General features: G+C 67.0%; 26 protein-coding genes and 1 tRNA gene. 16 read left to right on the forward strand and 11 right to left on the reverse strand.

The window, feature by feature from the left end; translation table 11 throughout:
* Positions 1-35: 35 nt before the first annotated feature.
* The 9 genes from murA (at position 36) to fabB (ending at position 8,167) form a co-directional block, all read left to right on the forward strand.
* Positions 36-1,295: a UDP-N-acetylglucosamine 1-carboxyvinyltransferase gene (gene murA / locus IPP28_09450; protein ID MBL0041243.1), complete on the forward strand. Its 1,260-nt coding sequence runs from the start codon at positions 36-38 to the stop codon at positions 1,293-1,295.
* A gap of 92 nt (positions 1,296-1,387) precedes the next feature.
* Positions 1,388-2,269: an SCP2 sterol-binding domain-containing protein gene (locus tag IPP28_09455; protein MBL0041244.1), complete on the forward strand. Its 882-nt coding sequence runs from the start codon at positions 1,388-1,390 to the stop codon at positions 2,267-2,269.
* Complete coding sequence (gene nadA, locus IPP28_09460) at positions 2,266-3,288, forward strand: quinolinate synthase NadA (protein MBL0041245.1); 1,023 nt, start codon at positions 2,266-2,268, stop codon at positions 3,286-3,288. Before IPP28_09455 ends, nadA begins: the two co-directional genes overlap by 4 nt.
* A 5-nt stretch (positions 3,289-3,293) precedes the next feature.
* Positions 3,294-4,832 carry an FAD-dependent oxidoreductase gene (locus tag IPP28_09465; protein MBL0041246.1) on the forward strand — a complete coding sequence of 513 codons (1,539 nt, stop codon included), beginning with the start codon at positions 3,294-3,296 and terminating at the stop codon, positions 4,830-4,832.
* 59 nt (positions 4,833-4,891) lie between these two features.
* Positions 4,892-5,263, forward strand: a complete 372-nt coding sequence (locus IPP28_09470; GenBank protein MBL0041247.1) for a cupin domain-containing protein — start codon at positions 4,892-4,894, stop codon at positions 5,261-5,263.
* A gap of 57 nt (positions 5,264-5,320) precedes the next feature.
* Positions 5,321-5,785, forward strand: coding sequence for a DUF2384 domain-containing protein (locus IPP28_09475; protein MBL0041248.1), 465 nt, complete (start codon positions 5,321-5,323; stop codon positions 5,783-5,785).
* Positions 5,785-6,231, forward strand: a complete 447-nt coding sequence (locus tag IPP28_09480) for an RES family NAD+ phosphorylase (protein ID MBL0041249.1) — start codon at positions 5,785-5,787, stop codon at positions 6,229-6,231. Before IPP28_09475 ends, IPP28_09480 begins: the two co-directional genes overlap by 1 nt.
* A 212-nt stretch (positions 6,232-6,443) precedes the next feature.
* Positions 6,444-6,959 (forward strand): 3-hydroxyacyl-[acyl-carrier-protein] dehydratase FabA, encoded by a 516-nt coding sequence (fabA, locus tag IPP28_09485; GenBank protein ID MBL0041250.1) that lies wholly within the window; start codon positions 6,444-6,446, stop codon positions 6,957-6,959.
* Positions 6,959-8,167: a beta-ketoacyl-ACP synthase I gene (fabB, locus tag IPP28_09490; GenBank protein MBL0041251.1), complete on the forward strand. Its 1,209-nt coding sequence runs from the start codon at positions 6,959-6,961 to the stop codon at positions 8,165-8,167. Before fabA ends, fabB begins: the two co-directional genes overlap by 1 nt.
* Here fabB and IPP28_09495 read toward each other — a convergent pair whose 3' ends face one another.
* A complete protein-coding gene (locus IPP28_09495) occupies positions 8,168-9,052 on the reverse strand; it encodes a U32 family peptidase (protein ID MBL0041252.1) in 885 nt (294 codons plus the stop codon).
* A gap of 1 nt (position 9,053) precedes the next feature.
* Positions 9,054-10,052, reverse strand: a complete 999-nt coding sequence (locus IPP28_09500) for a U32 family peptidase (protein MBL0041253.1) — start codon at positions 10,050-10,052, stop codon at positions 9,054-9,056.
* A gap of 139 nt (positions 10,053-10,191) precedes the next feature.
* On the opposite strand from IPP28_09500, the gene IPP28_09505 reads away from it, so the two are divergent.
* Positions 10,192-10,665, forward strand: a complete 474-nt coding sequence (locus IPP28_09505; protein MBL0041254.1) for a DnrO protein — start codon at positions 10,192-10,194, stop codon at positions 10,663-10,665.
* Here IPP28_09505 and IPP28_09510 read toward each other — a convergent pair whose 3' ends face one another.
* From IPP28_09510 to IPP28_09525, 4 genes are read right to left on the reverse strand one after another with little or no spacing between them, the layout of a single operon-like run.
* Positions 10,666-11,079, reverse strand: coding sequence for a cytidine deaminase (locus tag IPP28_09510; protein MBL0041255.1), 414 nt, complete (start codon positions 11,077-11,079; stop codon positions 10,666-10,668). It lies immediately after the preceding gene.
* Positions 11,079-12,557, reverse strand: a complete 1,479-nt coding sequence (locus IPP28_09515; protein MBL0041256.1) for a UbiD family decarboxylase — start codon at positions 12,555-12,557, stop codon at positions 11,079-11,081. Before IPP28_09515 ends, IPP28_09510 begins: the two co-directional genes overlap by 1 nt.
* Positions 12,554-14,482 (reverse strand): pyridoxal-dependent decarboxylase, encoded by a 1,929-nt coding sequence (locus IPP28_09520; protein ID MBL0041257.1) that lies wholly within the window; start codon positions 14,480-14,482, stop codon positions 12,554-12,556. Before IPP28_09520 ends, IPP28_09515 begins: the two co-directional genes overlap by 4 nt.
* A gap of 4 nt (positions 14,483-14,486) precedes the next feature.
* The gene (locus tag IPP28_09525; protein MBL0041258.1) at positions 14,487-15,713 is read right to left on the reverse strand and encodes an NnrS family protein; all 1,227 of its coding nucleotides are present in this window, start codon (positions 15,711-15,713) and stop codon (positions 14,487-14,489) included.
* Positions 15,714-15,801: 88 nt separating this feature from the next.
* On the opposite strand from IPP28_09525, the gene IPP28_09530 reads away from it, so the two are divergent.
* The 4 genes from IPP28_09530 to IPP28_09545 all read left to right on the forward strand — a co-directional run bounded on the left by IPP28_09530 (position 15,802) and on the right by IPP28_09545 (position 21,954).
* Positions 15,802-16,200, forward strand: a complete 399-nt coding sequence (locus IPP28_09530) for a hypothetical protein (protein ID MBL0041259.1) — start codon at positions 15,802-15,804, stop codon at positions 16,198-16,200.
* Between the two features lie 63 nt (positions 16,201-16,263).
* The gene (locus IPP28_09535; GenBank protein ID MBL0041260.1) at positions 16,264-17,532 is read left to right on the forward strand and encodes an efflux RND transporter periplasmic adaptor subunit; all 1,269 of its coding nucleotides are present in this window, start codon (positions 16,264-16,266) and stop codon (positions 17,530-17,532) included.
* A complete protein-coding gene (locus IPP28_09540) occupies positions 17,525-20,662 on the forward strand; it encodes an efflux RND transporter permease subunit (protein MBL0041261.1) in 3,138 nt (1,045 codons plus the stop codon). The genes IPP28_09535 and IPP28_09540 overlap by 8 nt, the downstream gene beginning before the upstream one ends.
* Positions 20,659-21,954, forward strand: coding sequence for a TolC family protein (locus IPP28_09545; GenBank protein MBL0041262.1), 1,296 nt, complete (start codon positions 20,659-20,661; stop codon positions 21,952-21,954). Before IPP28_09540 ends, IPP28_09545 begins: the two co-directional genes overlap by 4 nt.
* Positions 21,955-21,965: 11 nt before the next feature.
* Here the strand turns inward: IPP28_09545 and IPP28_09550 are convergent, their stop codons facing one another.
* From IPP28_09550 to IPP28_09570, 5 genes are all read right to left on the reverse strand, one after another.
* Positions 21,966-22,373: a DUF3224 domain-containing protein gene (locus IPP28_09550; protein ID MBL0041263.1), complete on the reverse strand. Its 408-nt coding sequence runs from the start codon at positions 22,371-22,373 to the stop codon at positions 21,966-21,968.
* Between the two features lie 12 nt (positions 22,374-22,385).
* Positions 22,386-22,625: a type II toxin-antitoxin system HicA family toxin gene (locus IPP28_09555; GenBank protein ID MBL0041264.1), complete on the reverse strand. Its 240-nt coding sequence runs from the start codon at positions 22,623-22,625 to the stop codon at positions 22,386-22,388.
* Positions 22,622-22,828, reverse strand: a complete 207-nt coding sequence (locus tag IPP28_09560; protein ID MBL0041265.1) for a 2-oxoisovalerate dehydrogenase — start codon at positions 22,826-22,828, stop codon at positions 22,622-22,624. Before IPP28_09560 ends, IPP28_09555 begins: the two co-directional genes overlap by 4 nt.
* A gap of 58 nt (positions 22,829-22,886) precedes the next feature.
* Positions 22,887-22,973, reverse strand: a tRNA-Leu gene (locus IPP28_09565).
* Positions 22,974-23,026: 53 nt separating this feature from the next.
* On the reverse strand, positions 23,027-24,115 hold the full coding sequence (locus IPP28_09570) for a homoserine O-acetyltransferase (protein ID MBL0041266.1): 1,089 nt from the start codon (positions 24,113-24,115) through the stop codon (positions 23,027-23,029).
* Positions 24,116-24,189: 74 nt separating this feature from the next.
* Here IPP28_09570 and IPP28_09575 point away from each other — a divergent pair, with 74 nt between their 5' ends.
* The gene (locus IPP28_09575; GenBank protein ID MBL0041267.1) at positions 24,190-24,852 is read left to right on the forward strand and encodes an SAM-dependent methyltransferase; all 663 of its coding nucleotides are present in this window, start codon (positions 24,190-24,192) and stop codon (positions 24,850-24,852) included.
* A 107-nt stretch (positions 24,853-24,959) separates the two neighbouring features.
* Positions 24,960-26,666 carry a DUF418 domain-containing protein gene (locus tag IPP28_09580; GenBank protein ID MBL0041268.1) on the forward strand — a complete coding sequence of 569 codons (1,707 nt, stop codon included), beginning with the start codon at positions 24,960-24,962 and terminating at the stop codon, positions 26,664-26,666.

Genomic DNA, 26,666 nt, shown 5'->3' on the forward strand with positions numbered 1-26,666 from the left:
TCGCGCAGCGGTTCAATCAATCTCAAGGAATACGCATGGCCAAGATCGTGATCAGCGGCGGTGAGCCGCTCAATGGCGAAGTATGGATTTCCGGCGCGAAGAACGCGGTGCTGCCGATCCTCGCCTCCACGCTGCTCTGCGACGAGTCGATTAGCATCGGCAATGTGCCGCATCTGCACGACGTGACCACGACGATGGAGCTGCTCGGCCAGATGGGCGTCCAGTTCATCATCGATGAACGCATGAAGATCCACGTCGATCCGCGCCAGACGAACAATTTCCACGCGCCCTACGACCTGGTGAAGACGATGCGCGCATCGATCCTCGTGCTCGGGCCGCTGGTCGCGCGTTATGGCGAAGCGCACGTCTCCCTGCCGGGCGGTTGCGCGATTGGCTCGCGTCCGGTCGACCAGCACATTCGCGGACTGGAAGCGCTGGGCGCCGAGGTCACCGTCGAAAACGGCTATATCCACGCCAAGGCCAAGCGACTGAAGGGCGCGCGCGTGGTGATGGACCTGGTCACCGTCACCGGCACCGAGAACATCATGATGGCGGCGGCGCTGGCCAGCGGCACCACGATCATCGAGAACGCGGCGCAGGAACCCGAGGTGGTCGATCTCGCGAACTGCCTGAATGCGATGGGCGCCCAAGTTGCCGGCGCGGGCACGAACACCATCACCATCCAGGGCGTCGAGCGCCTGCACGGGACGCACTACGACGTGCTGCCCGACCGCATCGAGACCGGCACTTTCCTGGTCGCCGGCGCCATCACCAGCGGTCGCGTGTTGTTGAAGAAGACGCGGCCGAACACCCTGGACGCAGTGCTCGCCAAGCTCGAACAGGCCGGCGCACACCTCAATGTCGGCGAAGACACGATCGAGCTCGACATGCGCGGCAATCGTCCCAAGGCCATCACGCTGACGACTGCGCCTTATCCGGCTTTCCCGACCGACATGCAGGCGCAGTTCGTCGCACTGAACACGGTCGCCGAGGGCGTCGGCGTGGTCACCGAAACGGTGTTCGAGAACCGCTTCATGCACGTCCAGGAACTGCAGCGTCTCGGCGCCGACATCCGCGTCGAAGGCAATACCGCGATCATCCGCGGCGTTCCGGCGATGACCGGCGCACCGATCATGGCCACCGACCTGCGCGCTTCCGCCTGCCTCGTGCTCGCGGGTCTGGTCGCGAAGGGCGATACCACCGTCGACCGCGTCTATCACATCGACCGCGGCTACGAGTGCATCGAGGAAAAGCTCGGCATGCTCGGCGCGAAGATCCGGCGCTTGCCCAACTGAGCCAGTCGTCCTGACTTGAGTCAAGGCGGAGCGCCGGCGCCGCCGCTGCAATGCGGTCTCGAAGCGATGCTCGGCATCGCGTGGGCACGCGCATGGGCACCGAGGACTCACTTGTGCGCATCCGAACCGGCATTGACCACGTCGACGATGCCTTCGTCCTGCTACTGGCGGTGCGCCAGCGCCTCGTGCTGGCCGCGATGCGGGCCAAGGACGCGTCGGGTGCGCCGCGCCGCGATCCAGGTCGCGAGATCGAAGTACGCGATCGTGCGCGGCGACTCGGTGCGCAGCTCGACCTCGCGCCGACCGCGGTGGACCGCCTGATGGCGGGCGTCGTCGGTGTCGCGCGTCAGGCGCAAGGGCTCGCGCCTGATGCGGATCAAGGCGAAGCGATGGCGTCGGCGTCGATGATCGCGGCCATGACCGACCTCACGCCGATCCGCGAAGAATCCGCGTCCGACCGCTGGCGCTGGCTGCCGCCGCCGCGACGCTGGGCGCCGCTGCTGAAACTGCTGCCGCAACGACTGCAATGCCGCGTGCTCGACACGCTGGTCGCGCGCGCGTTGGCGAAGCCGATCGCGAACGGCTCGCTCGATTTCATGTGCGACCGACGCCTCGGCCTCGAAGTGCCGGACCTCGGGCTGCGCTGGGTCTTCCTGTTCCGCGACGGCCGCATACAAGCCGGCGACGGCCCGGCCGATGCCACGGTGCGCGGCAGCGCCACCGATCTGCTGCTGCTCGCCAGCCGCCTCGAAGACGCCGATACCCTGTTCTTCCAGCGCCGCCTGGTGCTGACCGGCGATACCGAACTGGGCCTGACGGCGCGCAACCTGCTCGATCGACTGGACTGGGCCGACGTGCCGCTGGGCGTGCGCATCGTGCTCAACCATGGGGCACGCATCGCGCAGTCGGCGCGCAACGATCATCGCGCGCGTCATCCCGAAGCAGTGCGGCCGGTCGTGCGCGGCCAAGGATGAGTGCCGCACTCGAATCACGACCCTCCTGGCGAGCGGGCATGGAACACGAATACGCCGGACTGATCGCACGAATCGGTGACCGCCTGCCTTGCCTGGAATGGCCGCTGCACCTGCCGTGGATCGACGCGATCCGCCGGCTCAAGTCCGAGCGTGGCGCGGTGATCATGGCGCACAGCTACCAGTCGCCGGAAATCTTCCACGGCGTCGCCGACGTGACCGGCGATTCGCTCGCCCTGGCCCAGGCGGCGGCCGAGTGCGACGCGCGCGTCATCGTGTTGTGCGGCGTGCACTTCATGGCCGAGACCGCGAAGATCCTGGCGCCGGAGCGCACCGTGCTGATTCCCGATCTCGAAGCCGGGTGCTCGCTCGCGAGTTCGATCACGGCCGATGATGTGCTTGGCTTGCGTGCGCGATATCCGGACGTTCCGGTGGTCAGCTATGTCAACACCACGGCCGCGGTGAAGGCGCTGTCCGACGCCTGCTGCACGTCGGCCAACGCGACGCAGGTGGTCGAGGCCATGGGCAGCGACCGCGTCATCTTCCTGCCGGACCGTTTTCTGGGCGCGCACGTGCAGACGCAGACCGAGGTCGAGCTGATCCTGTGGGGCGGCGCCTGTGAAGTGCACGAACGCTTCACCGCCCAGCAGGCGCGACATGCGCGCGAACGCTTCGACGCGAAACTGGTCGCGCACCCGGAATGTCCGCCGGAGGTGCTCGCCGAAGCCGATTTCGTCGGTTCGACCTCGGCGATGGGGCGCTGGCTGGCGCAGGAGAAGCCCGAGCGTGTCGCGCTGATCACCGAGTGTTCGATGGCCGACAACCTGCGCACGCAGTTTCCGGCGATCGACTTCGTGCAGCCCTGCAACCTGTGTCCGCACATGAAGCGCATCACGTTGCCGAACATCCATGCCTGCCTGATGGACCTGAAGCACGAGGTGCAGGTGCCGGCCGAAATCGCGTCAGGCGCGCGTCGCGCGCTGAGACGCATGCTCGAGGTCGGGCGCCGCGAGCGCCTGTGAACTCGATGCGCGCGCCGCTCATCATCGTCGGTGCCGGCATCGCCGGACTCAGTGCGGCCCTGGCGGCGGCGCCGCACCCGGTCGTGCTGGTCAGTCGTACGCGCGTAGTGCGCGATGTCGCCGGCGATACCGCGACGGTGCTGGCGCAGGGCGGGATCGCCGCGGCGATGGCGAGCGATGATTCGCCCGCCGCGCATGCCGAAGACACCTTGGTCGCCGGCGCACGGCACAACGATCGCGACGCCGTTCGCCATCTCTGCGGCCAGGCGCCGAACGCGATCGAGTGGCTGAGGCAACAGGGGGTGGGCTTCGACGTCGTCGACGACCACGCCGATGCATTGGCCCTCGGCCGTGAAGGTGGCCATCGTTGCGCGCGCATCGTGCATGCCGGCGGCGATGCGACCGGCGCCCGCGTCCTCGCCGTGCTCGGCGAACGCGTGCGCGCGGCACGGCACGTGCAATGGCGCAGCGGCGTCGACGTCGACGGCCTGCTGATGCGCGGCGATGTGGTCGCCGGCGTGCGTTTGCGCACCAACTCGGGTCAGGAACACGGTCTGACCGGATCGGCGGTGGTGCTCGCCACCGGCGGCATCGGCGGCTTGTTCGCGGCCACGACCAATCCGCCGTCGGCACAGGGCCGCGGACTCGCCCTGGCGCTCGCGGCGCACGCGCTGCTGCGCGATCTCGAATTCGTGCAGTTCCATCCGACGGCGCTGGATGTGCCGGATCAAGTGCAGTTGCCGCTGCTCACCGAAGCCTTGCGCGGCGCGGGTGCGACGCTGTGTGATCGTGACGGTCGTGCCTTGATGCAAGGTCTGCATGCACGCGCCGATCTCGCGCCGCGCGACATCGTGGCGCGCACCGTGGCAACGGCATTGCGCGATGGCCGAGGCGCGTTCCTGCGTTGCGAACACCTCGGGCTGAATTGGGAGCGCGACTTCCCGACCGTGCTGGCGCAGAGCCGCGCGCACAGGTTTGATCCGCGCACGCAGCCGTTGCCGATCCGGCCCGCCGCGCACTTCCATATGGGCGGCATCGACGTCGATCTCGATGGCCACAGCAGCGTGCCGGGTTTGTATGCGGTGGGCGAAGTGGCTTGCAACGGCGTGCACGGCGCCAACCGCCTGGCCAGCAACTCGTTGCTCGAAGGGGTCGTGTTCGGTCGTCGCGTCGGTGCCCATGCCGCGCTGGCGGGGGCGCCGCTCACGGCCAATCCGGCGCGACGCACGTTGTGGGTCGCGGACGCCGGTCCGTTGCTGGCCGCTCATCGGCTGGGCGGGTTGCGGCGTTGCCTGGGGGATGTGCTGGGTCCGGTGCGCGTGCATGCGCGCATCGTCGCGACACGCAAGCGCATCGCTGCGGATCCGGAGCTTGCACGCAGCAGCCAGGGCCGCGTCGCATTGGCCATGTTGGATGCCGCAGCGGCACGTCGCGACAGCCTCGGCGCACACCATTGGTCGTCGCTGCCGGTGCCCGAATCCGCCAATGCCGCGATCCGGAAGCGCGATGTGGCCGAAGCGGGTGCATCGATGTCGGGTGCCTGAACAGTGGCCGATGCCGCTGGTCTTGTCCGTTGCCTGGTTTGGATCGACACTCGCTCGTCATGAGCGACCCCGTTTGTCCCGCCCAGATCGCCGCATCGCTGACCGAACTCTGGTCGCCGCGCGTCGTCGCCGAACTCGACGACGCCTACGTCAAGGTTGCGAAGGTGCACGGCACCTTGTGCTGGCACAGCCACGACGACGAGGACGAACTCTTCCATGTGCTGCACGGCCGTCTGCGCATCGAGATGGAAGACCGCAGCGTCGTGCTGAATGCCGGGGATGTCTTCGTCGTCCCGAGAGGCGTGCGCCACAACCCGGTCGCCGAGGAGGAATGCCACATCCTCCTGATCGAGAAGAAGTCGACGCGTCACACCGGCAACGAGGTCACCGATCGGACGCGCTCGCTCGACGAGCAGTTGCGGTCAGTTTGAAGCGTTCTTGACTCCTCCGCCAGTTGGCGGATGATGCTCCTCCAGATGGAGGAAGTCATGAACTACTCCCGAAAGAAGTCCGCGGACGTGGCCGTCGCCGAGCCGGCGGCCGCCAGTCCCTACGTGCGCATGGGGCAACTGGTCGGGCGCAAGATCGAAAGCGAAGCCGACGTGCTGGCCTTGGTCCGCAAAGGCTTGCCGGCGCGGGCAGCGCTCGGGTTTGCCGAGAAGCGTGTCGTTGACCCGAAACTGATCGCCCCGGAGAGCACGTTGCGGCGGCGGGTCGAGCACAACCAGCTGCTGACCGTGGACGAATCCGAGCGGATGATGCGTCTCGCACGCATCACGTCGCTCGCGGAAAGCCTGTTCGGCGACGAGGCGAAGGCGAGGGCGTGGCTGAGTACGCCGCGGGCTCTAGTTTCCGGCGAGCCGCCGATGTCACCGCTCGCGCTTGCGATTACCGAGTCCGGCGCCCGCATCGTCGAATCGATCTTGCTGCGCGTCGAATACGGCATGCCCTGATGCGGCTGTGGCGCATCTCGCGCTATCGCGGTCTGAGCGGCATCGGCGGTACCTATGCCGACAGTCGCTGGCATCACGCGCCGCGTCACGTGCTGTTCGCCGCCGAACATCCGGCACTGGCCACGCTCGAAGTGCTCGCGCACCTGCGCATCGACCTGTCGCAGATGCCGACCACGCTGCGCCTGTTCGCGATCGACCTCAAACCGCGCGCCGCGATCTCGCTCGCGCCGCAATTGCCAAGCGGCTGGCAGGCCAATATCCCGACCACGCAGGCCCACGGCAACGCCTGGCTCGATGTCTCGAAATCGCTGCTTCTCAAAGTGCCCTCGGCGATCCTGCCGCACGCCTACAACTACCTGATCAATCCACGCCACAGACAAGCCACCACCCACCTCGCCGAGGTTGACCTCGGCCCCTTCTGGATTGATCCGCGTCTTGCAAGGTAGACGCCGCGATCGGTCGTAGGCTGGGTTGAGCGAAGCGAAACCCGGCACCCCCCAAGCGCCACCGTCGAACGACCGTGCCAGAACGATCGTTCGTGCGAGTCCATACGCCCCCGCACGCTACGCATGCGTATGGCGAATGTGTTTGACGCGTGTCACCGAAGACGCGTTTACTAGCGGTCAGAATCGTCTTCTCTCTGATCGCAGGTCTTCCGATGAAGCTTCCTTCCTCGCTCTCGTTCGAGCAGTTGATCGCGTGCGCGCGTGGTGATTTTTTTGGTCCGGGCAATGCCAAGTTGCCGGCGCCGCCGATGCTGATGTTTGATCGCATCACCGAGATCGCGCAGAGTGCGGGTCGCTACGGCAAGGGCATCGTGCGCGCGGCGCTCGACGTCAAGCCGGACCTCTGGTTCTTCAACTGCCACTTCAAGGACGATCCGGTGATGCCGGGTTGCCTCGGCCTCGATGCCCTGTGGCAGCTCACCGGTTTCTACCTGTCGTGGCAGGGCCTGCCGGGCCGCGGTCGCGCGCTCGGCGTCGGCAACGTCAAGTTCACCGGCCAGGTGTTGCCCGACGCCAAGCTCGTCACCTATGAAATCGACGTGCGCCGCGTGATGCAGCAGAAGCTCGCGATGGTCATCGCCGACGGCCGCATGCTGGTCGATGGTCGCGAGATCTACGTCGCGAACGATTTGCGCGTCGGTCTGTTCACATCAACCGACGGTTTCTGATGCGTCGCGTCGCGGTGACCGGCATGGGCATCGTCTCGTGCCTCGGCAATACGCTGGATGACGTCTCGACCTCGTTGCGCGAAGGCCGCAGCGGCATCCGCCATTTGCCCGATTACGCCGAACGCGGCTTCCGCAGCCAGGTCGGCGGCGCCTGCGATATCGACCTCGATGGCGCCATCGACCGCAAGCAGAAGCGCTTCATGGGCGACGCGGCCGCGTATGCGCATGTTGCGATGCGCGACGCCATCGCCGATGCCGGACTGAGCGCGGAACAGATCAGTAGCCCGCGCGTCGGCGTCATCGCCGGGTCCGGTGGTGGCTCGGCCGAATGGCAGATCGAGGCCGGTGACTTGATGCGCCAAAAAGGCGTGCGTCGCGTCGGCCCGTACATGGTGCCGCGCACGATGTGTTCGACCGTCTCGGCCACGCTCGCGACGGCGTACGCGATCCAGGGTGTGAGCTACTCGATCGCGGCGGCATGCGCGACCTCGGCGCATTGCATCGGGGCGGCGGCCGACCTGATCCGTGCCGGTCGCCAGGACCTGATGTTCGCCGGTGGCGGCGAAGAACTGCACTGGGGACTGAGCTGCCAGTTCGATGCGATGGGTGCGTTGTCGAGCAAGCGCAATGACGACGCCTCGCGTGCCTCGCGTCCGTACGACGCCGACCGCGACGGCTTCGTGATTGCCGGTGGCGGCGGCATGCTCGTGCTCGAAGACTGGGGCCACGCCGTCGCCCGCGGCGCGCGCATCCATGCCGAGCTCGTCGGTTATGGCGTGACCTCGGACGGCGTCGACATGGTCGCGCCGAGCGGCGAGGGCGCGGTGCGCTGCATGCAAATGGCGCTGGCGGATGTGACCGCGTCGATCGATTACCTGAACACCCATGGCACCTCGACGCCACTCGGCGACATCGTCGAATTGAATGCGGTGCGCGCCGTGTTCGGGGACCGCGTGCCGCCGCTGTCGTCGACGAAGGGACTGTCCGGGCATTCGCTCGGCGCGGCCAGCGTGCACGAGGCCATCTATTGTCTGCTGATGATGCGCGACGGTTTCATGGCTGCGTCGGCAAACATCGAGCAGATCGACGAACGCGCGGCCGGTTTTCCGATTCTGCGCGAACGTGTCGAAGCACGCCTGAACACGGTGATGTCGAACAGCTTCGGCTTCGGCGGCACCAACGCCACACTGGTGTTCGCGCGCGCTTGATCAGGCTGGCTGCAGCGGCAGTCCGGGCTTGCCGGGCGCCGCGCGCCAGTAGCCGTTGACCGCACCGACCCGTTCGATCGGCGCGTCCGCGTCGAGCGCGGCGCGGAAGCGCGTGACGACCTCGGCCATGCCTTCATGCTGCGGATACAGGCGCAGCGCATCGACGCCGAGGGCGCGCAGTTCGGCGATTTCCGGCGCGAGATCGGTGATCTCGTCGCCCTGGATCTGGATGCCGTTGATGCGCAGGAAGCGTTCGCCCTCGCGCGTCGCGAGCGGCAAGCCATCCGGATGCTCGATGCAGCGGAAACCGCAGTCGTCCTTGGCGAGGTCGAGCGCGCGTGCGGTGAAGCAGCGCGCCGAGAAGGCCAGCGGCAGACGCCCCCAGGCGATCACTTCCAGCTCCGGCATGCGCTGGCCGAGTTCGCCCGTCGCCATGCGCAGTTCCGCGATCAGATCGTGGCCTTGTTCGACGCCGGGGACCCAGCGGCGCAGGCCATCCTCGATCAGCAGCGACAGCGCCTGCGCGTTGTAGATGTTCAGCGTTGGCCCTGCGACGAAGGGCAGGCCGCGTTGGCGGCAATATTGCACGGCGCTGAGGTCGTTGGCTTCGATCAGGAATCGACTGTGGTCGACGATGCGGCGGAGGGCGCCAAGCTCGGATTCCGCCTCGATCAGCGCCAGCGTCGACAGCACGATCTGCTTGCCGCTGGCAGCAAGTTGTTCCGCGAGCGCGATCCAGTCTCGGGTGCCGAGCTCGCGGCGCTTGCTGCACACGGTTTCGCCGAGATGGATGCGGTCCAGCGGCCAGGTCGCCGCCTCGCGATAGAAGGCCAGCGTGCGATCGCGTGCCCAGAAATACTGCAGTGGTCCCAAGCTCAATTGCATGTCAGTGCCAGGCGCGGTGATAGGGGCCGAGCGTGGTCTGATGACCTTCGGCCAGTGCGGACAGCGCCGTCTGCCAGGCCGGATCGACCTGCCAGTGATCGCGGTCCTTGCGATAGCGATCGATCGCATTGCGCCAGGTGCGCGCGACGGCGCCGACGTAGGCGACACCGCGCTGTCGGCCCTCGATCTTCAGTGCCGCGACACCTGCCTGCGCCAGACGCGGAATCAATTCGATCGTATTCAGGCTGGTCGGTTCTTCGAGTGCGTGGAAGACTTCGCCGTTCACGTCGAAGCGACCCTTGCACACAGTCGGGTAGCCGGCGGACTCGTGTGCCTGGAAACGGTCGATCAGCACCCCGTTCAGACGCACCGTTCGGGTGCCATCCGGCGCCTCGTCCCAACGCACGAAGCGCGCGGGGGAGCACACGCCGTGGCGATTGGGCGAGGCGCCGGTGACATAGGAAGACAGTTGGCAGCGACCTTCGACCATGATGCACAGGCTGCCGAACGCGAACACTTCGAGCGGCACCGGCGAGGTGGCGCAGACGCGTTCGACCTGCTGGATCGACAGCACGCGCGGCAACACGGCGCGGCTGATGCCGAAGCGTTCGTGCATGTAGATCAGGGCCGCGGCCGTGGTCGCCGAACCTTGCACCGACAGATGCCGCGGCAGCGACGGATGTGTGCGCGCGGCGTAGTCGAGCACGGCCATTTCAGCCGCGATGATGGCGTCGGCGCCGAATTCGGCGGCACGATCGACCGCGGCGAACCAGTGGGCGACGCGGGCGCTGTCCGGATAGGTGTTGAGCGCGATGTAGACCTTGCGGCCGCGCGCATGCGCGTGGGCGATGCCGTCGCGCAGTTCGGCTTCGCTGAAGTTGAGTCCCGGGAATGCGCGCGCATTGGTCTGGTCGCGGAATCCGACATAGACCGCATCGGCGCCGTGCTCGATCGCAGCTTTCAGCGCCGGCAGGTTGCCGGCCGGGCAGACCAGTTGCATCGCATGTCCACGGATGACGAAGACGCGCATGCTGCGCCCTCGCCTGGCGCAACGTCCTTGATCCAGATCAGTCGCGTGGACTTGTTGCCGGCGCGTACCGGCCCCACGCTAGGCCACAGCCATCGAATCGAGGTGCGTGATGAAGTCGTTGCAAGTTCTCTGGGCCGTCGTTCTGTTCATTGCTGCACCTTACGCGTCCGCGCAGGACCAGCACGCGGCGCACGCGCAGGCGCACCATCATCCCGCGGCGGCCGATGCGCCGTCGGTGCCGGCCAAACGCTGGGCGGTCGATGCGCCGCTGCGGGCCGGCATGGGCAAGATTCGTGCAGCCGTGGAAAGCCTCGGGCATCACGAGATGGGACATCTCGACAAGAAGCAGGTCGTGACCTTGGCCGCCGAGATCGACGCGCAAGTGCAATACCTGATCGCGAACTGCAAGCTCGATCCGAAGGCCGATGCTGCGCTGCACGGCATCATCGGCGCCTTGCTCGCGGGCTCGGCATCGCTGAAGGACAAGCCCGACGACGCGGCGCCGGTCGCGACGCTGCGCGCGGCGCTGGCCGATTATCCGAAGTTCTTCGACGATCCGACCTGGCAGCCGCTGGCGGAGTGATCAGCGCGGTCCGGTGTCCGGCAGGACGAAGCGGTAAGGCAGGAGCTCGCCGGCACATACGGTCTGCCAGACGCCGCCCGGTCCGTTGAATCCGACCTCGGCATCATCGCCGAATTCAACCAGCGCCTGCCGGCAGGCGCCGCACGGGGTCACCGGCAGCGATTCGCCGAGCGCATTGAGCGCGACCACGGCGATGGCCGCCAGCCGGAACGCGGAGCCTTCGGCCGCGACCGCAGTCGAGATGGCGGCGCGTTCGGCACAGCTGCCGACCGAAAACGAGGCGTTTTCGACATTGCAGCCGACATAGGTGTGCCCGCTGGCCGAGCGCAAGGCCGCGCCGACGTGATAGCCGGAATACGGCGCGTAGGCCTGGCGGGCGATGTGTTCGGCCGTGGTGCGCAAATCTACGGACATCAGACGGGCTCCTGCATCATTCGCTCCCACAGTGCTTGCATGCGTCGGCCGACGATAACATCCGGCACGATCGTACGGCTCCACTCGCGAGCGGTCTCGCCCGGCCACTTGCGTGTCGCATCGATCCCGAGCTTCGAGCCGAGTCCCGCGACCGGGCTGGCGAAATCGAGGTAGTCGATCGGCGTGTTCTCGACCAGCATCGCATCACGCGCCGGATCGACCCGGGTCGACACTGCCCAGATCACCTGGGACCAGTCGCGCACGTCGATGTCCTCGTCGGTCACGATGACGAACTTGGTGTAAGTGAACTGGCGCAGGTAGGACCAGATGCCCATCATGATCCGGCGCGCATGCCCGGGGTACTGCTTGCGGATGCTGACCACCGCGATCCGGTACGAACAGGCTTCCGGCGGCAGGTAGAAGTCGTGGATCTCCGCGAACACCTTGCGCAGGATCGGCACGAACACGTCGTTCAAGGCCATCGCCAGCACCGACGGTTCGTCGTGTGGGGCGCGGCCCATGTAGCTGCCTTGGTAGATCGCGTCGCGACGCAGGCGCAGGCGTTCAATCGTCAGCACCGGAAACTCGGCGCGCGCGTTGTAGTAGCCGGTGTGGTCGCCGAACGGGCCTTCGGGCGCGTTGTCATTCGGATGGATGAAGCCTTCGAGCAGGATCTCGCAGCCGGCCGGCGCATCGAGTCCGGTGCATTCGCTGTGCCAGACGCGCGTGCGTTCGCCGCGCAGCAGGCCGGCGAATTCGTATTCGGAGATCGTGTCCGGCACCGGCGCGACTGCGGCCAGCGTGGTCGCCGGATCAGCCCCGATCGCGACCAGAACCGGAAAGGGCTGGTCCGGATGCTGGTGCCGCCAGTCGGCGAAATCGAGCGCACCGCCACGATGCGGCAACCAGCGCATGATCACGCGGTTCGCGCCGATGACCTGTTGCCGATAGATCGCGATGTTCTGGCGGCGTTGGCGGGTGCCGCGGGTGATGACGAGGCCGAGCGTGATCAGCTTGCCGGCGTCGTCCGGCCAGCAATGCTGGATGGGCAGTTTCGCCAGGTCGATATCCGTGCCTTCCAGCACGATCTCGTTGAAGGCCGCATCGCGTTGCGTGCGCGGCGCGACGTGCGCCAGTTGCGCCAGCTCCGGCCACAGCGCCAGCGCATCTTTCAGACTCGATGGCCAGCGCGGTTCCTTGATCGCGGCCAGCAATTCGCCAAGTTCGCGCAACGACGATAGCGGGCGCCCCGCCAAGGCGGCCTCGATGCGGCTGCGATGCCCGAACAGGTTGCCGAGAAAGGCATGCGGCGAACCCGTCGGATGCTCGATCAGCAAGGCCGGACCCTGCTGCTTCAGCGCATGCAGGCACAGGGCCGTGGTTTCGAGATGCGGATCGACGGTGTCGTGCACGCGCTGCAGTTGCCCGCGCGCTTCGAGTTGCGCCAGAAAGCCGCGCAAGTCGTGGTGGTGGCTCATGCCATCGCGGCGACGCGTTCGCGCACGCGTCGGGTCAGAAATTCGAAATAGCGGTCGATGTAGCTGATCCCGTTCTCGCGGTCGATCAGGTACGGGTTCATCAGCGTGTGGCGCAAGATCACCAGACGGTCGCGGTCCTCGCCGGCGCCCAGCGATGCCGCATCAATGCCGAGCGCCTGCAGGATGCGCGTGGTCTCGGACAGCCCGAGGACCTCCGGGCGCAGCGTCGTCATTGATCCGAAGAACTCCTTGAGCTGCAGCGGATGCGTCGGGTCGCAGCGCAGTTCGTCGTGCAGATCGCGCACGAACGCGTTCATGCGCGCGAGGTCACGATTGCCGCGCGGATTCAGCGCCAGGCACACCAGGTTGCTGTCCGGCGCGAACGGCACCAGCACCTGCGCGTCGCCGGCGATCTCCTGGGCGAAGCGCAATGCGCGTCCATGGAAGGCTTCGGTGTTGAGGATGGTCTGGCGCGGCAACTGCCCGAAATGGCGATGGTCGAGCGGCAACACCTTGTGCGTGACGTAGACGGCGGCCGCCATTGCGCCGGACTTCGATCCTTCCGGGATGTACTGGCCGAGGCTGCGGTAGCGGGTGAGGTAGTCCTGAGGCGTGATGCCGTGGAACACGTAGTCGGCTTCCTCCGACAACAGCGCCATTGCACGATGGTCGCGGCAGATGAAGGCGCCCGCGCCATAAGGCAGGTAGCCGAGCTTGTGCGGATCGACGGTGACCGAATCGGTCCGGCCGATGGCCGCTACCGCGGCATGCACGGCGGGCGACGGAAACGCGTCGAATCCCGCGTTGACCGCTGCGCGCGGGCGCAGGCTGCCGTCTTCGTTGCGGAACATCGTCGCCAGATAGCCGCCCCAGGCCGCGTCGACATGGACACTGAAGCCGAGCCCGTTGGCGGCGAAGCGGTCGCGCGCGGCGACGAGACCATCGATCGCATCGACCGTGCCGTATTCGGTGGTTCCGAAGACCCCGACCGCCATCAGTACCGGCTGCTGCGCATCGCGACAACGCTGCAGTTCGGCATCCAGCGCATCCAGATCGACACGCATGTCACGTTGCGGCAACAGCGCCAGCTGCGCACGACCGAGGCCGAGCAGCTTCATGCCCTTGCTCCAGGAATAGTGCGCGGTGATCGGCGCCAGTACCTTGGGTACGCGCAGCGCATCGTGTCGGGCAAAGAACGCCGAGATGCCGAGGTGCTCAAGTCGATGCTGCTGCACGCGTTGCTGCCAGCGCTGACGTTCGCCGGTCGCCTGGGCGGCCAGCCAGTCCTGCCAGCGATCGAGCAGGTCGATGCCCTGGGTCGGGCCGAGGTTGAACGCCGTGATGTCGTCGTCGGGCAGGTCGATGTCGGGCACGTTCGCGGCGCGCAGCGCGACCGGGAACGACTTCAGTGCCAGCGCGAGGCGCAGGGCCTGGTAGTTCGCCAGTGTGCCGCCAGAAGTCAGATGCCCGAAGGCGCAGTCTGGCCGCGCCGGGTCGTGCACGTAGCCGAGCATCTTCGCGAGCTGCAATCCGACCTGGACTTCCAGGTCGACGGTGACCGGCGCGGCGTCTTCGCTGACATTGTTCGGGTTGTAGGGCAGGGTCAGGATCTGCGCCGCCAGACCGGGGATCAGCAGGTCCGAGACCATGTGCCCGAGATAGCGCGGGCTGTGGAAAGGGACGGATTTCTTCAGTGCCGCCGAGAGTTGATGCAGTTCGCGCCGCAGCCGGGCTTCGAACGCCTGATAGTCGGGGCGAGTCGCGGCATGGGTCGAAATCGCCGGCGGATCTTCGGGGTGGAAGTTGCGGCGCCAGTAGACATGGTCACGCAGGAACTCGACGACGAGTTTCTCGAGCAGGGCATCGTTCTCGCCATAGGGTCCGAGGAAGCAGGCATCGAGTGCCGGAACGATGTCGTCGTGCATGGCCTCAGCCCGGTTTCGCGTCGGCGCGCGGCGTGGTGTAGATGAAGACGGAACGCAGCACCCAGGGCAGAAAGGCGAGCAGCCAGGCGCAGGCGGCGATGGCCTGCCACAACATCCGGTCCGGCACCAGTTCGGCGACGATGCGCAGCACCGCCACGCACTGGATGAGCACGAACGCGATCGCCGCGACCGTCCCGAGTTGCAGCGGTCGTCCGGAATGGCCTTGTGTCACCCGCGTCACCATCGCGACCAGCAGACTGCCGAAGTAGCCGACATACAGCGCATGCGCCGGAGCACGGCCGAGCACGGCGGCATCGGTCAGCAACAGGGTCAGGCTTTGGCCGGCATACAGCAGCATCGCGGCCGGCAACCAGGCGAAGCCGATGAACAACACGCGCAGCAAGGGCGGCATGCCCCCACGCGGCCAGTTGCGCCACAGCCAGTATGTGGCCAGCGTCGCCAGCGGCAAGTCCGCAAGCCACAGCCAGGCATTGGCCTGCATCAACTCCAGCGCGAGATGGGTCAGCGTGCCGACCCAGAATGCCAGCAGCCAGCCGAGCGACCGCCAGCCGGCGTAGCCACGCACCACGACACCGGCGAAGAACGGGAACATCCGATGCGCGACGGTCACGTAGATCGGCAACAGCAGCCCGAACGTGCCGAGCTTGACCATCGCGATCGCCAGCGCCGGATCACCGGTATGCAGATGGATCGCGAACAGCACCAGGCCGGCCAGGCCGAGCAGCAAGGCCGCGTAGGCACTGACCGAGTGCCAGGTCTTGAGTCGATCCCGACGCAAGGGTCCGAACAGGAACACGCAGCCCGCGATCCAGCCGGCGAGCGTGTTGATCACGCCCAGATGGGCGAGATGCGGATGGCCGAACAGACCGATCAGAAACAGGAGCTGGCCACTGAACAGACCGAGACCGACCGGCAGGTAGTGCCAGGGGGTCAGGTCGGGCTGTCCCATCCAGCGCGGAAACACGGTCAGCAAGAAGCCGAAGATGAAGGGCGGCAGCACCTGGTACTGCATGACGAAGGCATGCGCCCAGCCGGCGAAGACCGGGGGTTGCCCGAGGCCGATGCCGCCGAAGCGCGCCTGATGCAACCACAGCGCCCACCACAACATCGCTGCCAGCACATTGGTCGCACCGACGAAGAACAGCAGGCGATGCGGGGCCGCGGCGAGCAATCGCGGCGAGACCGGAAGGAGATCGGTGATCGCGTTCATGGCGTGCAGTGTGCGCAGCCCGGCCTGCGCTCGCATTGACGCAAGTCAGCTCGGGGAACTTCCTGCAGGCGCTAGACTCTGCACCGTCATGAGCCGATCCTCGACCCTGCGCCGCTGCTTGATGCTCGCCGCCATGGCGATGCTGCTGATTGCGCAATCGCTGGCCTTCGCCTTGCCGATGACACGAGCGGACGCAGGAATCGCGCATGCGACCACGGCAATGCCTGCACACGCGGCGACACCACCCTGCCATCGGCAGGCGAAACCGGCTGCTGCCGCGCCGACAATGCCGTGTTGCGACGAGGAAGGCAGCGCGCTGCGCTGCTGCGACGGCGCCTGTACCTGTGTTGGCCTGATGCTGGCCACGCTGTCCGTTCCGATGCAGTTCGCAGCGCTCGCCTCGCCCGAACTTCGCCTCAACCGTGGCGAAGTCCACGCCCCCTTGCCCGCGCGCATCCCGCCGCTGCCCCCGCCGATTCCTGCTTGAGCGACTGATCCGTACGCGGCGCCCCGTGGCGTCCGCGCGTGTTCGCGTTCGCGAGGAATCGCCATGTCCACGAAGTCCCGGCTGCATCTGCGGCCCGCGGTACTGGTCACCGTCGTCATCACCGCCAGTGTCTTGCTGTCTTGCGGGCGCGACGTGCCGCAATCCCCAGCCGTCACCCCGATTCGCTCCGACGCCGTCGTCGTCGCGGCTGCAGCGTCCGCGATCTACGTCTGTCCGATGCATCCGCACATCACGTCGCCCGCGCCCGGCACGTGTCCGATCTGCGGCATGACCCTGGTCCTCAAGGCGCCCGTTGTGGCGCTGGACAACGCCTCGACCGACGTGCCGGCCGCGACAGCGGTGGCGGTGTCGTCGCTGGTGCGGCAGACGCTCGGCATTCGCATCGCGCATGTGCTGCGCCGTGACCTACAGCCGCGGGTGAAGGTGCCGGCACGTGTCGTGTCCGAAGCCGGCGGCGAACTGCGCCTGCAGTCGCGTGTCGACGGCTTCATCGAGCGGCTGCACGTGTCCGCGCCCGGGACGCCCGTGCAGGCGGGTGCGGTGATCGCCGATGTCTATGCGCCGGAACTGGTGCAGGCGCAGGAAGAGATGTTGCTCGGCGGCGAGTCCGTGGCCGCCGCGGCCGAGCGTTTGCGTCGATACGGCATCGCCGAACGCGACATCGATGCGATTCGCAAGGCCGGCGTGTCATCCCGGACCTTGCCCCTGCGTGCACCGGTCAGCGGCATCGTCACCGCGATCGACATGCGCGAAGGCAGCCGCATCGGCATGTCCGACGTGCTGGCCAGCATCGCGGCGCGGGGTGGCTTGCGCGTCGAAGCCCAGCTGTTCCCGGCGCAGCGCGCGCTGCTCGGCGCGCGCATCGAGGCGCAATTCACGCAACCGGGCGTGCCCGGTGCGCTTTGGCGGGGCAGCGATCCGCAATGGCTGAACCTGCTCGACCCGCTGAGCCAGACGCTCGGTCTGCGCTTTCGCATCGACGCTGCCGATGCCCTGGCGATCGGCAGCGTGCTCGACGCCGACCTGCGCGGTGCACCGCGCACGCAGGTGCTGATGGTGCCGATGTCCGCGGTGATTCGCGACGAAGAAGGCGCGCGTGTCTTGCGCGAGGGCAGCGACGGCGGATTCCTTCCGGTCGAGGTCGGCATCGGCCAGCGCGATGGCGACGACATCGAGATCGTGTCCGGCCTCGCCGAACACGATCGCATCGTCGTCTCCGGACAGTTCCTGATCGACAGCGAGGCGCAGTTGCGCAACGTGTTGCCGAACCTCGAGGTCCGCAGCAAGACCGCGGAGCATCGTCATGATTGAGCGCATCATCCGCTGGTCGCTGGCGCATCGGGCGCTGGTGCTGGTTGCGACCGTGCTGCTGACGATCGCGAGCCTGCTGTCGGTGCGCGGGCTGGCGCTCGATGCGATTCCCGATCTCAGCGACGTCCAGGTGATCATCCGTACGCCGGCCATGGGCCAGGCGCCGCAACTGGTCGAGGACCAGATCACCTATCCGATCACGACCCGCATGCTGGCGCTGCCGAAGGCGAAGGCGGTGCGTGGCTTCTCGATGTACGGCGACTCCTTCGTCTACGTGCTGTTCGAGGACGGCACCGACCTGTACTGGGCACGTTCGCGCGTGCTCGAAGCACTGTCGCAAGTGCGCGGCGAACTGCCGGCCGGGGTCGATCCGGTACTCGGTCCGGATGCGACCGGGGTCGGCTGGGTCTATCAGTACGCACTGGTCGATCGCAGCGGTCGCCACGATCTCGCCGAACTGCGCTCGTTGCAGGACTGGTTCCTGCGCTTCGAGTTGCAGCGCGTGCCGGGCGTGGCCGAGGTCGCTGCGGTCGGCGGTTTCGTGCGCCAGTACGAAGCGGTGGTCGATCCGCGGCGCCTGCAGGCCTACGGGATCGGCTTCAACCAGCTGTTGATGGCGGTGCGCGCGGCGAATCAGGAGAGCGGCGGTGCCCGCATCGAGATGGCGGAGGCCGAGTACGTCGTGCGCGGCATCGGCTACCTCCGTTCGCTGGATGATCTCGGTGCGGTGCCGACGGGCGTGCTGAAGGACGGCAAGGCGGTGCTGCTGCGCGATGTCGCCGAGCTGAGGTTCGGCCCGGGGTCGCGCAACGGCATCGCCGAACTCGATGGCGAGGGCGAGGCGGTGGGCGGCATCGTGGTGATGCGCTACGGCGAGAACGCGAAGGCGGTGATCGACGCGGTCAAGGCGCGCATCGCGCAAGTGCGCGAGCGGCTGCCGGAGGGGGTCGAGGTGGTCACCGTCTACGACCGTTCGGCCCTGATCGACCGCGCCGTGCACAATCTCGGCGGCAAGCTGGTCGAAGAGCTGCTGCTGGTGTCCCTGGTCTGCGTGTTGTTCCTGTGGCACTTCCGTTCGGCGATGGTGGCGATCATCAGCCTGCCGCTCGGGGTGCTGGTCGCGTTGGCGATCATGCGCTGGCAAGGCTTGAATGCGAACATCATGTCGCTCGGCGGCATCGCCATCGCGATCGGCGCCATGGTCGATGCCGCGGTGGTGATGATCGAGAACGCGCATGCGCACCTTGAACGCCATGCCGGCGAACACTGCGTCGAAGCCGGTGGCGCCGACCATGCGCGGATCATCGCGGCGAGCGCGGTCGAGGTCGGTCCGGCGTTGTTCTTCTCGCTGCTGATCACGGCGCTGTCGTTCCTGCCGGTGTTCATGCTGGAAGCGCAGGAAGGGCGCATGTTCGCGCCACTGGCCTGGACCAAGACCTGGGCATTGACCGTGGCCGCACTGCTGGCGATCAGTGTCGTGCCGGTGCTGATCGCGACCTGGGTGCGTGGCCGCTTCCGTGATGAATCGACGCATGGCCTCGTACGTGTCCTTCATGTCGTCTACCGGCCCTTGCTCGGATTCGCCTTGCGCCGTCCGTTCGTGGTCGTCGCTGCCGCCGTGCTGGGACTGGCCAGTGCCGCCTGGCCGCTGTCGCGCATCGGCTCGGAATTCATGCCGGAACTGGAGGAGGGCGACCTGCTCTACATGCCGACCACCTTGCCGGGATTGTCGCCGTCGCAGGCGCAGGCCTTGCTCGGGCGCACCGACCGCATCATCAAGTCGGTGCCGGAAGTCGCGCGCGTGTTCGGCAAGGCCGGGCGCGCCGAATCGGCGACCGATCCGGCGCCGCTGACGATGATCGAGACCCTGATCCAGTTCAAGCCGGAAAGCGAATGGCGCCCGGGCATGAGCGCCGAGAAGCTGCGCGCGGAACTGCAGGAGAAGCTGCAATTGCCGGGAATCACGCAGGCCTTCGTGCCGCCGATCCTGAACCGCATCAACATGCAGGTCAGTGGCGTCCGCACACCCCTGGGCCTGCGCGTCAGCGCGCCCGACCTGGCGTCGCTGGCGCAGGCGTCCGAGCGGATCGCGGCGGTGCTCGGCGGTGTTGCGGGGACGCGCTCTGCCTTTGCCGAACGCGCCGCCGATGCGCGCGAGATCCGGATCGTGCCGGACCGTGCGCGGCTGGCGCAGTACGGGTTCAGCATGCAGGAGACGCAGGAGTGGCTCGCCGCCGCAGTCGGGGGCGAGGCGCAGACCCGTGCCGTCGCGGGCCGCGAGCGCTATCCGGTCAGTCTGCGCCTGGCGCCGGAGTGGCGCGATTCCCCGGAAGCCCTGCGCGAGATTCCGATCGTGACGCCGTCCGGTGCACAGCTGCCGTTCGGGCAACTGGCGGACATCCGCATCGTCGCCGCACCGCCGATGATCCGCAGCGAGGATGCGCAGCTCTCGACCTACGTGTTCGTCGAACTCGACGACAGCGACCTCGCCGCCTACGTGGCGCGCGCGGAGCAGGCCCTGGCGCAGTCCACCGATCTGCCGGCGGCGGCGCAATGGCATTGGGTCGGCAGCTACGAGTCGTTGCAGCGTGCCGGGGACCGCCTGCGCGTCGCCGTGCCCATGACCTTGTTGATCGTGTTCGCATTGCTGTACGCGGTGTTTCGCCGGTTCGGCGAAGCTGCCCTGATCATGCTGACGGTGCCGTTTGCGCTGGTCGGCGGCCTGTGGCTGTTGTGGGCGATGGGCTACGCGTATTCGGTGGCGGTTGCGGTCGGATTCATCGCGCTTGCCGGTGTCGCGGCCGAGTTCGGCGTCGTCATGCTGATCACGCTCGACAGTTCGGTGCGGCAGGCACAGCAGGACGGCCACCTGCGCGACGAGGCTGCGCTCGATGCGGCCTTGCGCGAGGGCGCATTGCGGCGCGTGCGGCCGAAGGCGATGACGGTGGTGACCATCCTTGCCGGCCTGCTGCCGATCCTGCTGGCCGACGGTGCCGGTGCCGCGACCATGAGTCGTATCGCCGCACCGATGCTCGGCGGCATGCTCAGCGCGCCGCTGCTGTCGATGCTGGTGCTGCCGGCGATCTACAAGCGACTCTGGTTGTGGCGGATGCAGCGAGGTGCAGCATGAACACGATGCGATCAATGGCGGGTGCACTGCTGTTCGGACTGGTCGGCTGCGTGCCGGTGCGCACCCCGGCACCTCCGGATGAGTCGACGCGGACCATCGGCACGACTACGGACGCCGCCGCGAGTCTCGACGAACCCTTGACCGCGGCGCGCGCGTTGCAAGTCGCGCTTGCCAGGAATCCCGCTGTGCGCGCGGAGATGGCGCGTCTCGATGCGGTCGAGGCCGAACGCGTGCAAGCCGGCCTGTTGCGCAATCCGATGCTGTCGTTGATGGCCTTGAAGCCGGAAGGCGGCGGGCGTCTCGCGATCGAGGCGGGCTGGATGCAAAGCCTGTTCGACCTGCTGACGCGCTCGCGTCGCGTCGCGCTCGCCGACGCCAATGCGCGTCGCGAGCAGGCCGAGGTCGTGATGCGCCTGCTCGACATCGGCTGGCAGGCACAGATCGCTTTCCACGAGGCCGTCGCCGCGGCCGTGCGCGTGCGGCTGTTGCGATCCGAACTGGCGCTGGACAGCCAGGCGCTGGACGTGCAGACGCGCTGGACGCAACGGGGGTTGTCGTCGCAGGCCGAGCTGCTGCGATGGCAGGCGCTGCGCGACGAGCGCGAGCACATGCTGCACGAGGCCGGGATCGACGCGGTGATGGCGCAGTCGACCCTGGCCATGCGGATGGGACTCGATTCGCGGCAGGCGTTGCGCCTGCCGGACGACGTCGAACAGCCGCTACTGCCCGAGGCCGCCCTGGCCGACTGGCAGGCGCGTGCGCTGGCCGCTCGCCCCGAGTTGCGGGCGAGTGCTGCAGCGATCGACGCCGTGGCAAGCGAGCGCGCGCTCGAGACCGGCACGCTGCGTGCGATCGAGCCCGAACTCGGCGTCCGCATCGAACGCGATGCCAACGCCATGACGATGGCCGGCGCGGAGCTGAAGATCGCATGGCCTTGGTTCGATCGCGGGCAGGCGCGCAGCGCACGTCTGGATGCGCTGCAGCGCGAGGCGACCTGGCGCGATGAAGCGCAGCGTCGCCAGGTCCTGCTCGATGTCGAAGCCGCACTGTCGGTGCTGGTCCATGCGGCCAATGTGGTCGAGAGCACTGATCGGCATCTGATCCGGGCGAGAACGGCCGATGCGCTGGCCGAGCGTCAGCATCGCAATGGCAGTATCGACTTGATGGCACGAATCGAGGTGCAGCGTGGCGTCCTGCTGGCCGAGCGGCAGCGCCTCGATGCGCAGGGCGCGCTTGCGAAGGCGCAGGTGGACGTGCAGAAAGCGATCGGCGCGCCGGGTGCAGGCGGTTGAGCCCGTATCGATCAGGTGTCCGCGGGCAGCGTGTAGTCCAGCGTGTAGAAGTGTGCGCCGCCGGATTCGATCCGGATGTCCATGTGGCCGCGGATGCCGACCAGTTCGCCGCGGCCGGAATCGGGAACGAGGTCGATGCGCAGGACTTTCTCGCCGCGGTCCATCAGGCCGAAATGCTGGGCCGCAAAGCTGCCGTCGCGCCCGTGCAGCGTGCCGGTGATGCGCTCGATCGCGACATACCCGGCCGAGCCCTTCTCGTCGCCGTGCAAGGCCAGCATCTGCCCGACACTCGTCGCCTCCAGATCGCCGCGATAGCGCTTGTCCAAGGCCATCCGCCCCAGGGCCACCGCCTCGCTGCCGCCATCCGAGGGCAAGGGGTTCATCTTCACTTCGAATGGGCCTTCGGCGTGGTGGGGCATGATGTCTCCGCGTCAATCGAACAATGTTGCGACCAAGGTCGCGCGTTCCATTCCGAACGCGATTTCGACATCTTGGAGAATTGCCGCCAAGGTGCCGACCCTCAGCGGGCGATGGTTTGGTATCGTGATGGCATGGACGGGACCGCTGCAGTGCAAGCGGACGTGGCTTCCCGTTTGTCGTACGACGACGTAGCCGATGCGAGAGAGCGCCTTGATCAAATCGTCGGCATCGAGATTGCGCGGCAGCTTCATGCGGCCAGCACTTCATCCCGCACGTAATGAAGTCGAATGACGCTCGGCCGTTCGTCCGATTCGAAATGACAGCGAACTGCATCGCGCACATGGCTACGCAAAGCCTCAAGCGTGTCGCCATCGGTGAAGATGGAATGGCCCAGTGCACGGGCGGTGAATCCACCTTCGGGTGCGTCTTCGATCAGGAAAACGATTTCGCTCATGCGTGGGATTCTACGCTGGCGGCCAACAAAAAACCCGCTCGCGCGGGTTTGATGAACCTGGTGCCGGTGGAGGGACTCGAACCCACACTGTGTCACCACAAACGGATTTTGAGTCCGCCGCGTCTACCAATTCCGCCACACCGGCCGTGCAGGGGCGCGCATCATAGCGGGCGCGCCGGAGATGCGGAAGTCGTGGCTTCAGAGCGAGTTGAGGAAGTCGCCGACCGGCGGGGCGAAGCGTTCGAAGTCGACCAGGAACGAGTCATGGCCCTGGATGCTCGGCAGCGCGTGATATTCGACGATGGCGCCGGCGTGGCGCAGGCCTTCGGCGATTTCGCGCTGCTGCTCGATCGGGAACAGGATGTCGGTGGTGACGCCGATGACCAGCGCGCGCTTGGCTTTCGTGCCCGCGAGTGCGATGTCGACGGCGCCGCCGTGATCGGCGAGATCGAACCAGTCCATCGCCCGCGACAGATAGAGATAGCTGTTCGGATCGAAGCTGCCGACGAAGCGGTCGGCGTGCGCGTCGAGATAGGCCTCGACCTCGAATTCGCGTTCGAACGGGCGCGGGTCCGGCGCGTTCATGCGCTTGCGACCGAAACGGCTGCGCCATTCCTGCGGCGAACGATACGTGACCATGCCGAGTTTGCGGGCGATGCGGAACCCGTTCTCGGGCCAGGCATCGGCGCTGTAGTTGCCGTCTTTCCAGAGCGGATCGCGGCGAATGGCTTCGCGCTGCACCGAGCGGATCGCGGTCGCGAACGGCAGCGAGTGCGGCGCGGTCGAGATCAGCACCAGGTTCGATGCGAACCCCGGGAACATCACCGCGAACGCGAGCGTGGTCATGCCGCCCATCGACGGGCCGATCAGTGCACGCAGGTGCGTGACCCCGAGCGCGTCGAGCACGTGCCTGGACGACGCGGCGATGTCTTCGAGCGTCAGCTCCGGGAAGTTCAGTCGATAGGGCAGGCCGGTGGCGGGGTCGATCGACGCCGCACCGGTCGAGCCCTTGCAGCTGCCGAGCGAATTCACGCAGATCACGAAATGGCGCGAGGTATCGATGGCCTTGCCGGGACCGATCATGGCCTCCCACCAGCCCGGGGTCGGATCGGCGGCGCAGGACGCGGCGTGCGCGCCTGGGGACAGGCCAGTCAGGATCAGCACGGCATTGCCGCGATCGGCGGCGAGTTCGCCCCAGGTTTCGTAGGCCAGACGCGCGCCGACCAGTTGGCCGCCGCGGCGCAGGACGTAGGGCGAGGGCAGATCGATGGTGCGGGTAGCGCTCATGCGAGTCGGGGCGACGAAAGGTGTCGCAGCTTAGCCGCAGCGCGCGCCGCGGCCAATGCAGTCAAAATCGCGCGATGGACGGCAATTCACCCGAGATCGTCAGCCGGCAGCACGCGCCGCACGCGCGCCTCGAACAGGTCGTGCAGCGCCATCGCGACCACGTCTGGCGGGCGCCTCTGCACGCCCCGACCGAGTCGCAGTTCGCGCGTTGGCACAAGGGTGTTGATGTTGCCCGGCCGCTGGTCGTGGATCTCGGTTGCGGTCATGGCGACAGCACGCTGTTGCTGGCCGAACACCACGTCGAGGCGACCGTATTGGGCGTCGACCAGTCCGCGCATCGTCTGGCGCGGCTGGCGCCGACCGGTTACGCGATGCACGGTCGCGCAACCCTGATGCGCGCCGAGGCCGCCACCGTGCTGCGATTGCTGGCCGCCGCGCAGACGCCGATCGATGTCCTCTACCTGTTGTATCCGAACCCCTGGCCGAAGCCCGAACACCTGCAGCGACGCTGGCACGGGCATCCGGTGTTCCCGCTGCTGCTCGCGAACGCCCGCCGGATCGTGTTGCGGACGAACTGGCGCCTCTACGCGGACGAGTTCGCGCAGGCGGCGCGCCTGCTCGGCCGAGTTGCGGAGGTTCGGGCATTGGCGGACGAGGTCGAGGTGCTGACGCCGTTTGAACGCAAGTACCGAGCCTCCGGCCATGTCTGCCACGAGCTGCTCGTCGCCGGAGCCTGACAGCTGTCAGGGCTTGCCATGACGCATGGCACGGCGCATTTTCCCGGTCCACCGCTAGGCTCTCGTCACGCTGCGCAGACGGCGGACTTTCCCCGGGGACCTGGACCATGACGCAAGAATTGAACGCGGCGACCGATGACGCGAGTGATCAGGCCGTGCCTGTCGCTGCAGTGGAACTGGCACCAGTCGCCGAATCGCAGCGCATCGACGTGCTGGACGTGCTGCGCGGCTTCGCGCTGATCGGCATCCTGATGATGAACATCGAGTGGTTCAACCGCTCGATCGCGGTGCTCACCGCGCCCGACCTCGGGTTGCGCGACTTCGACCATGCCGCCGGATTCCTGGTCAAGGTGTTCGTCGAAGGCAAGTTCTACAAGCTGTTCTCGCTGCTGTTCGGCATGGGCTTCGCGGTGATGCTGCTGCGCGCCGAGGAAGCCGGACGGCCGTTCATCGCCTGGTTCGCTCGGCGTGCCGGCGTGCTGCTGTTGATCGGTCTGGCGCACAGCGTGTTCCTGTGGACCGGCGACATCCTGCATGACTATGCGATCGGCGCCTTCCTGTTGCTTGCCGTGGTCTGGCTGCGGCGCGGCGGCGTGGCCAGCGCGAAGCTGCCGGTCTCGATCATCGCCATTGCCGGCAGCGTGCATGCCCTCGTCGCGATGGATAACCATGTGCTCATCGGCTACGCCGTGCTGGCGGCGGTCGTCGCGTTCGCGTTGTGGCTGCGCGGCAAGGACCGCTGGCGTTTCCTGCGCAATCCGCAATGGTTGCTGCGCATCGCCATCGGCATGTCGCTGTTCCCGATCCTGATGATGTCGGCCGCCGGCATTGTCGAAGGCGTTCGCCGCGATCCGGTCGACATGCAGGAACGCTTCGACAAGAGCGAGGCCAAGCGTGCCGAGCTGACCAAGGCCTGGCCGAAACGCGAAGCCGAGGCAATGGTCGAGGCGCGCAAGATCGCGCCCGGTGATTTCGGCGACCTGGACGATGGCGAGGACGACAAGGCCGAGAAGGCCGACAAAGCCAAGAAGACCGAGAAGGGCGACAAGGTCGAGAAGCAGGCCAAGGCGAAAGCCGAGAAGGACGACGAAGACAAGTTGCCCGCGGAAAACTGGTTCGCGCGACGCGAGAACAGGGTCAAAGCCGAGTTCTGGGAGCAGCAGGCGATGACCAGCAAGAGCTATTGGGTCGCGACCAAGTTCCGCGCCGGCGAGACCCTGAACGGCATGGGCGGTGCGCCGTTCTTCGCGCTGTTCCTGCTGTTGCCGATCTTCATGCTCGGCTGGTGGCTGGTCGAGACCGGCAAAATGCGCAATCCGGAGCAGCATCTGCTGTTGTTCCGGACCATGGCCTGGGTCGGCTGGCCGTTCGGTCTGGCGTTCGCAATGACCTCGAGCATCCTGCTGTATCACCCGGCCTGGATCGAGGCGCGCGGGCCGGACATGGTGACGGGTCTGCTGGGCTGGTGCGGCCAGGTGCTGCTCTGTGCGGCCTATGTCGCGAGCTTTGTGCTGCTGCTGCGCAAGCGCTTGTTCAAGCGGATGCTGGGTTGGCTGGCGCCGCTCGGCCGCATGGCGCTGACCAACTACCTGACCCATTCGCTGGTGTTCTCGACCCTGTTCTATGGTTATGGCGCCGGCTGGTTCGGGCATGTGCCGCGCTTCCAGCAAATGGGTCTGGTGGCCGCGATGATCATCTCGCAGGCGATTTTCTCGCGGATCTGGCTCGCGTACTTCAACTACGGCCCGATGGAATGGCTATGGCGTTCCGCGACCTACCTGAAGTGGCAGCCGTTGCGTCGCGCAGCGACCTGA

This window comes from Lysobacterales bacterium (assembly GCA_016721845.1).
GTDB lineage: Bacteria > Pseudomonadota > Gammaproteobacteria > Xanthomonadales > Ahniellaceae > JADKHK01.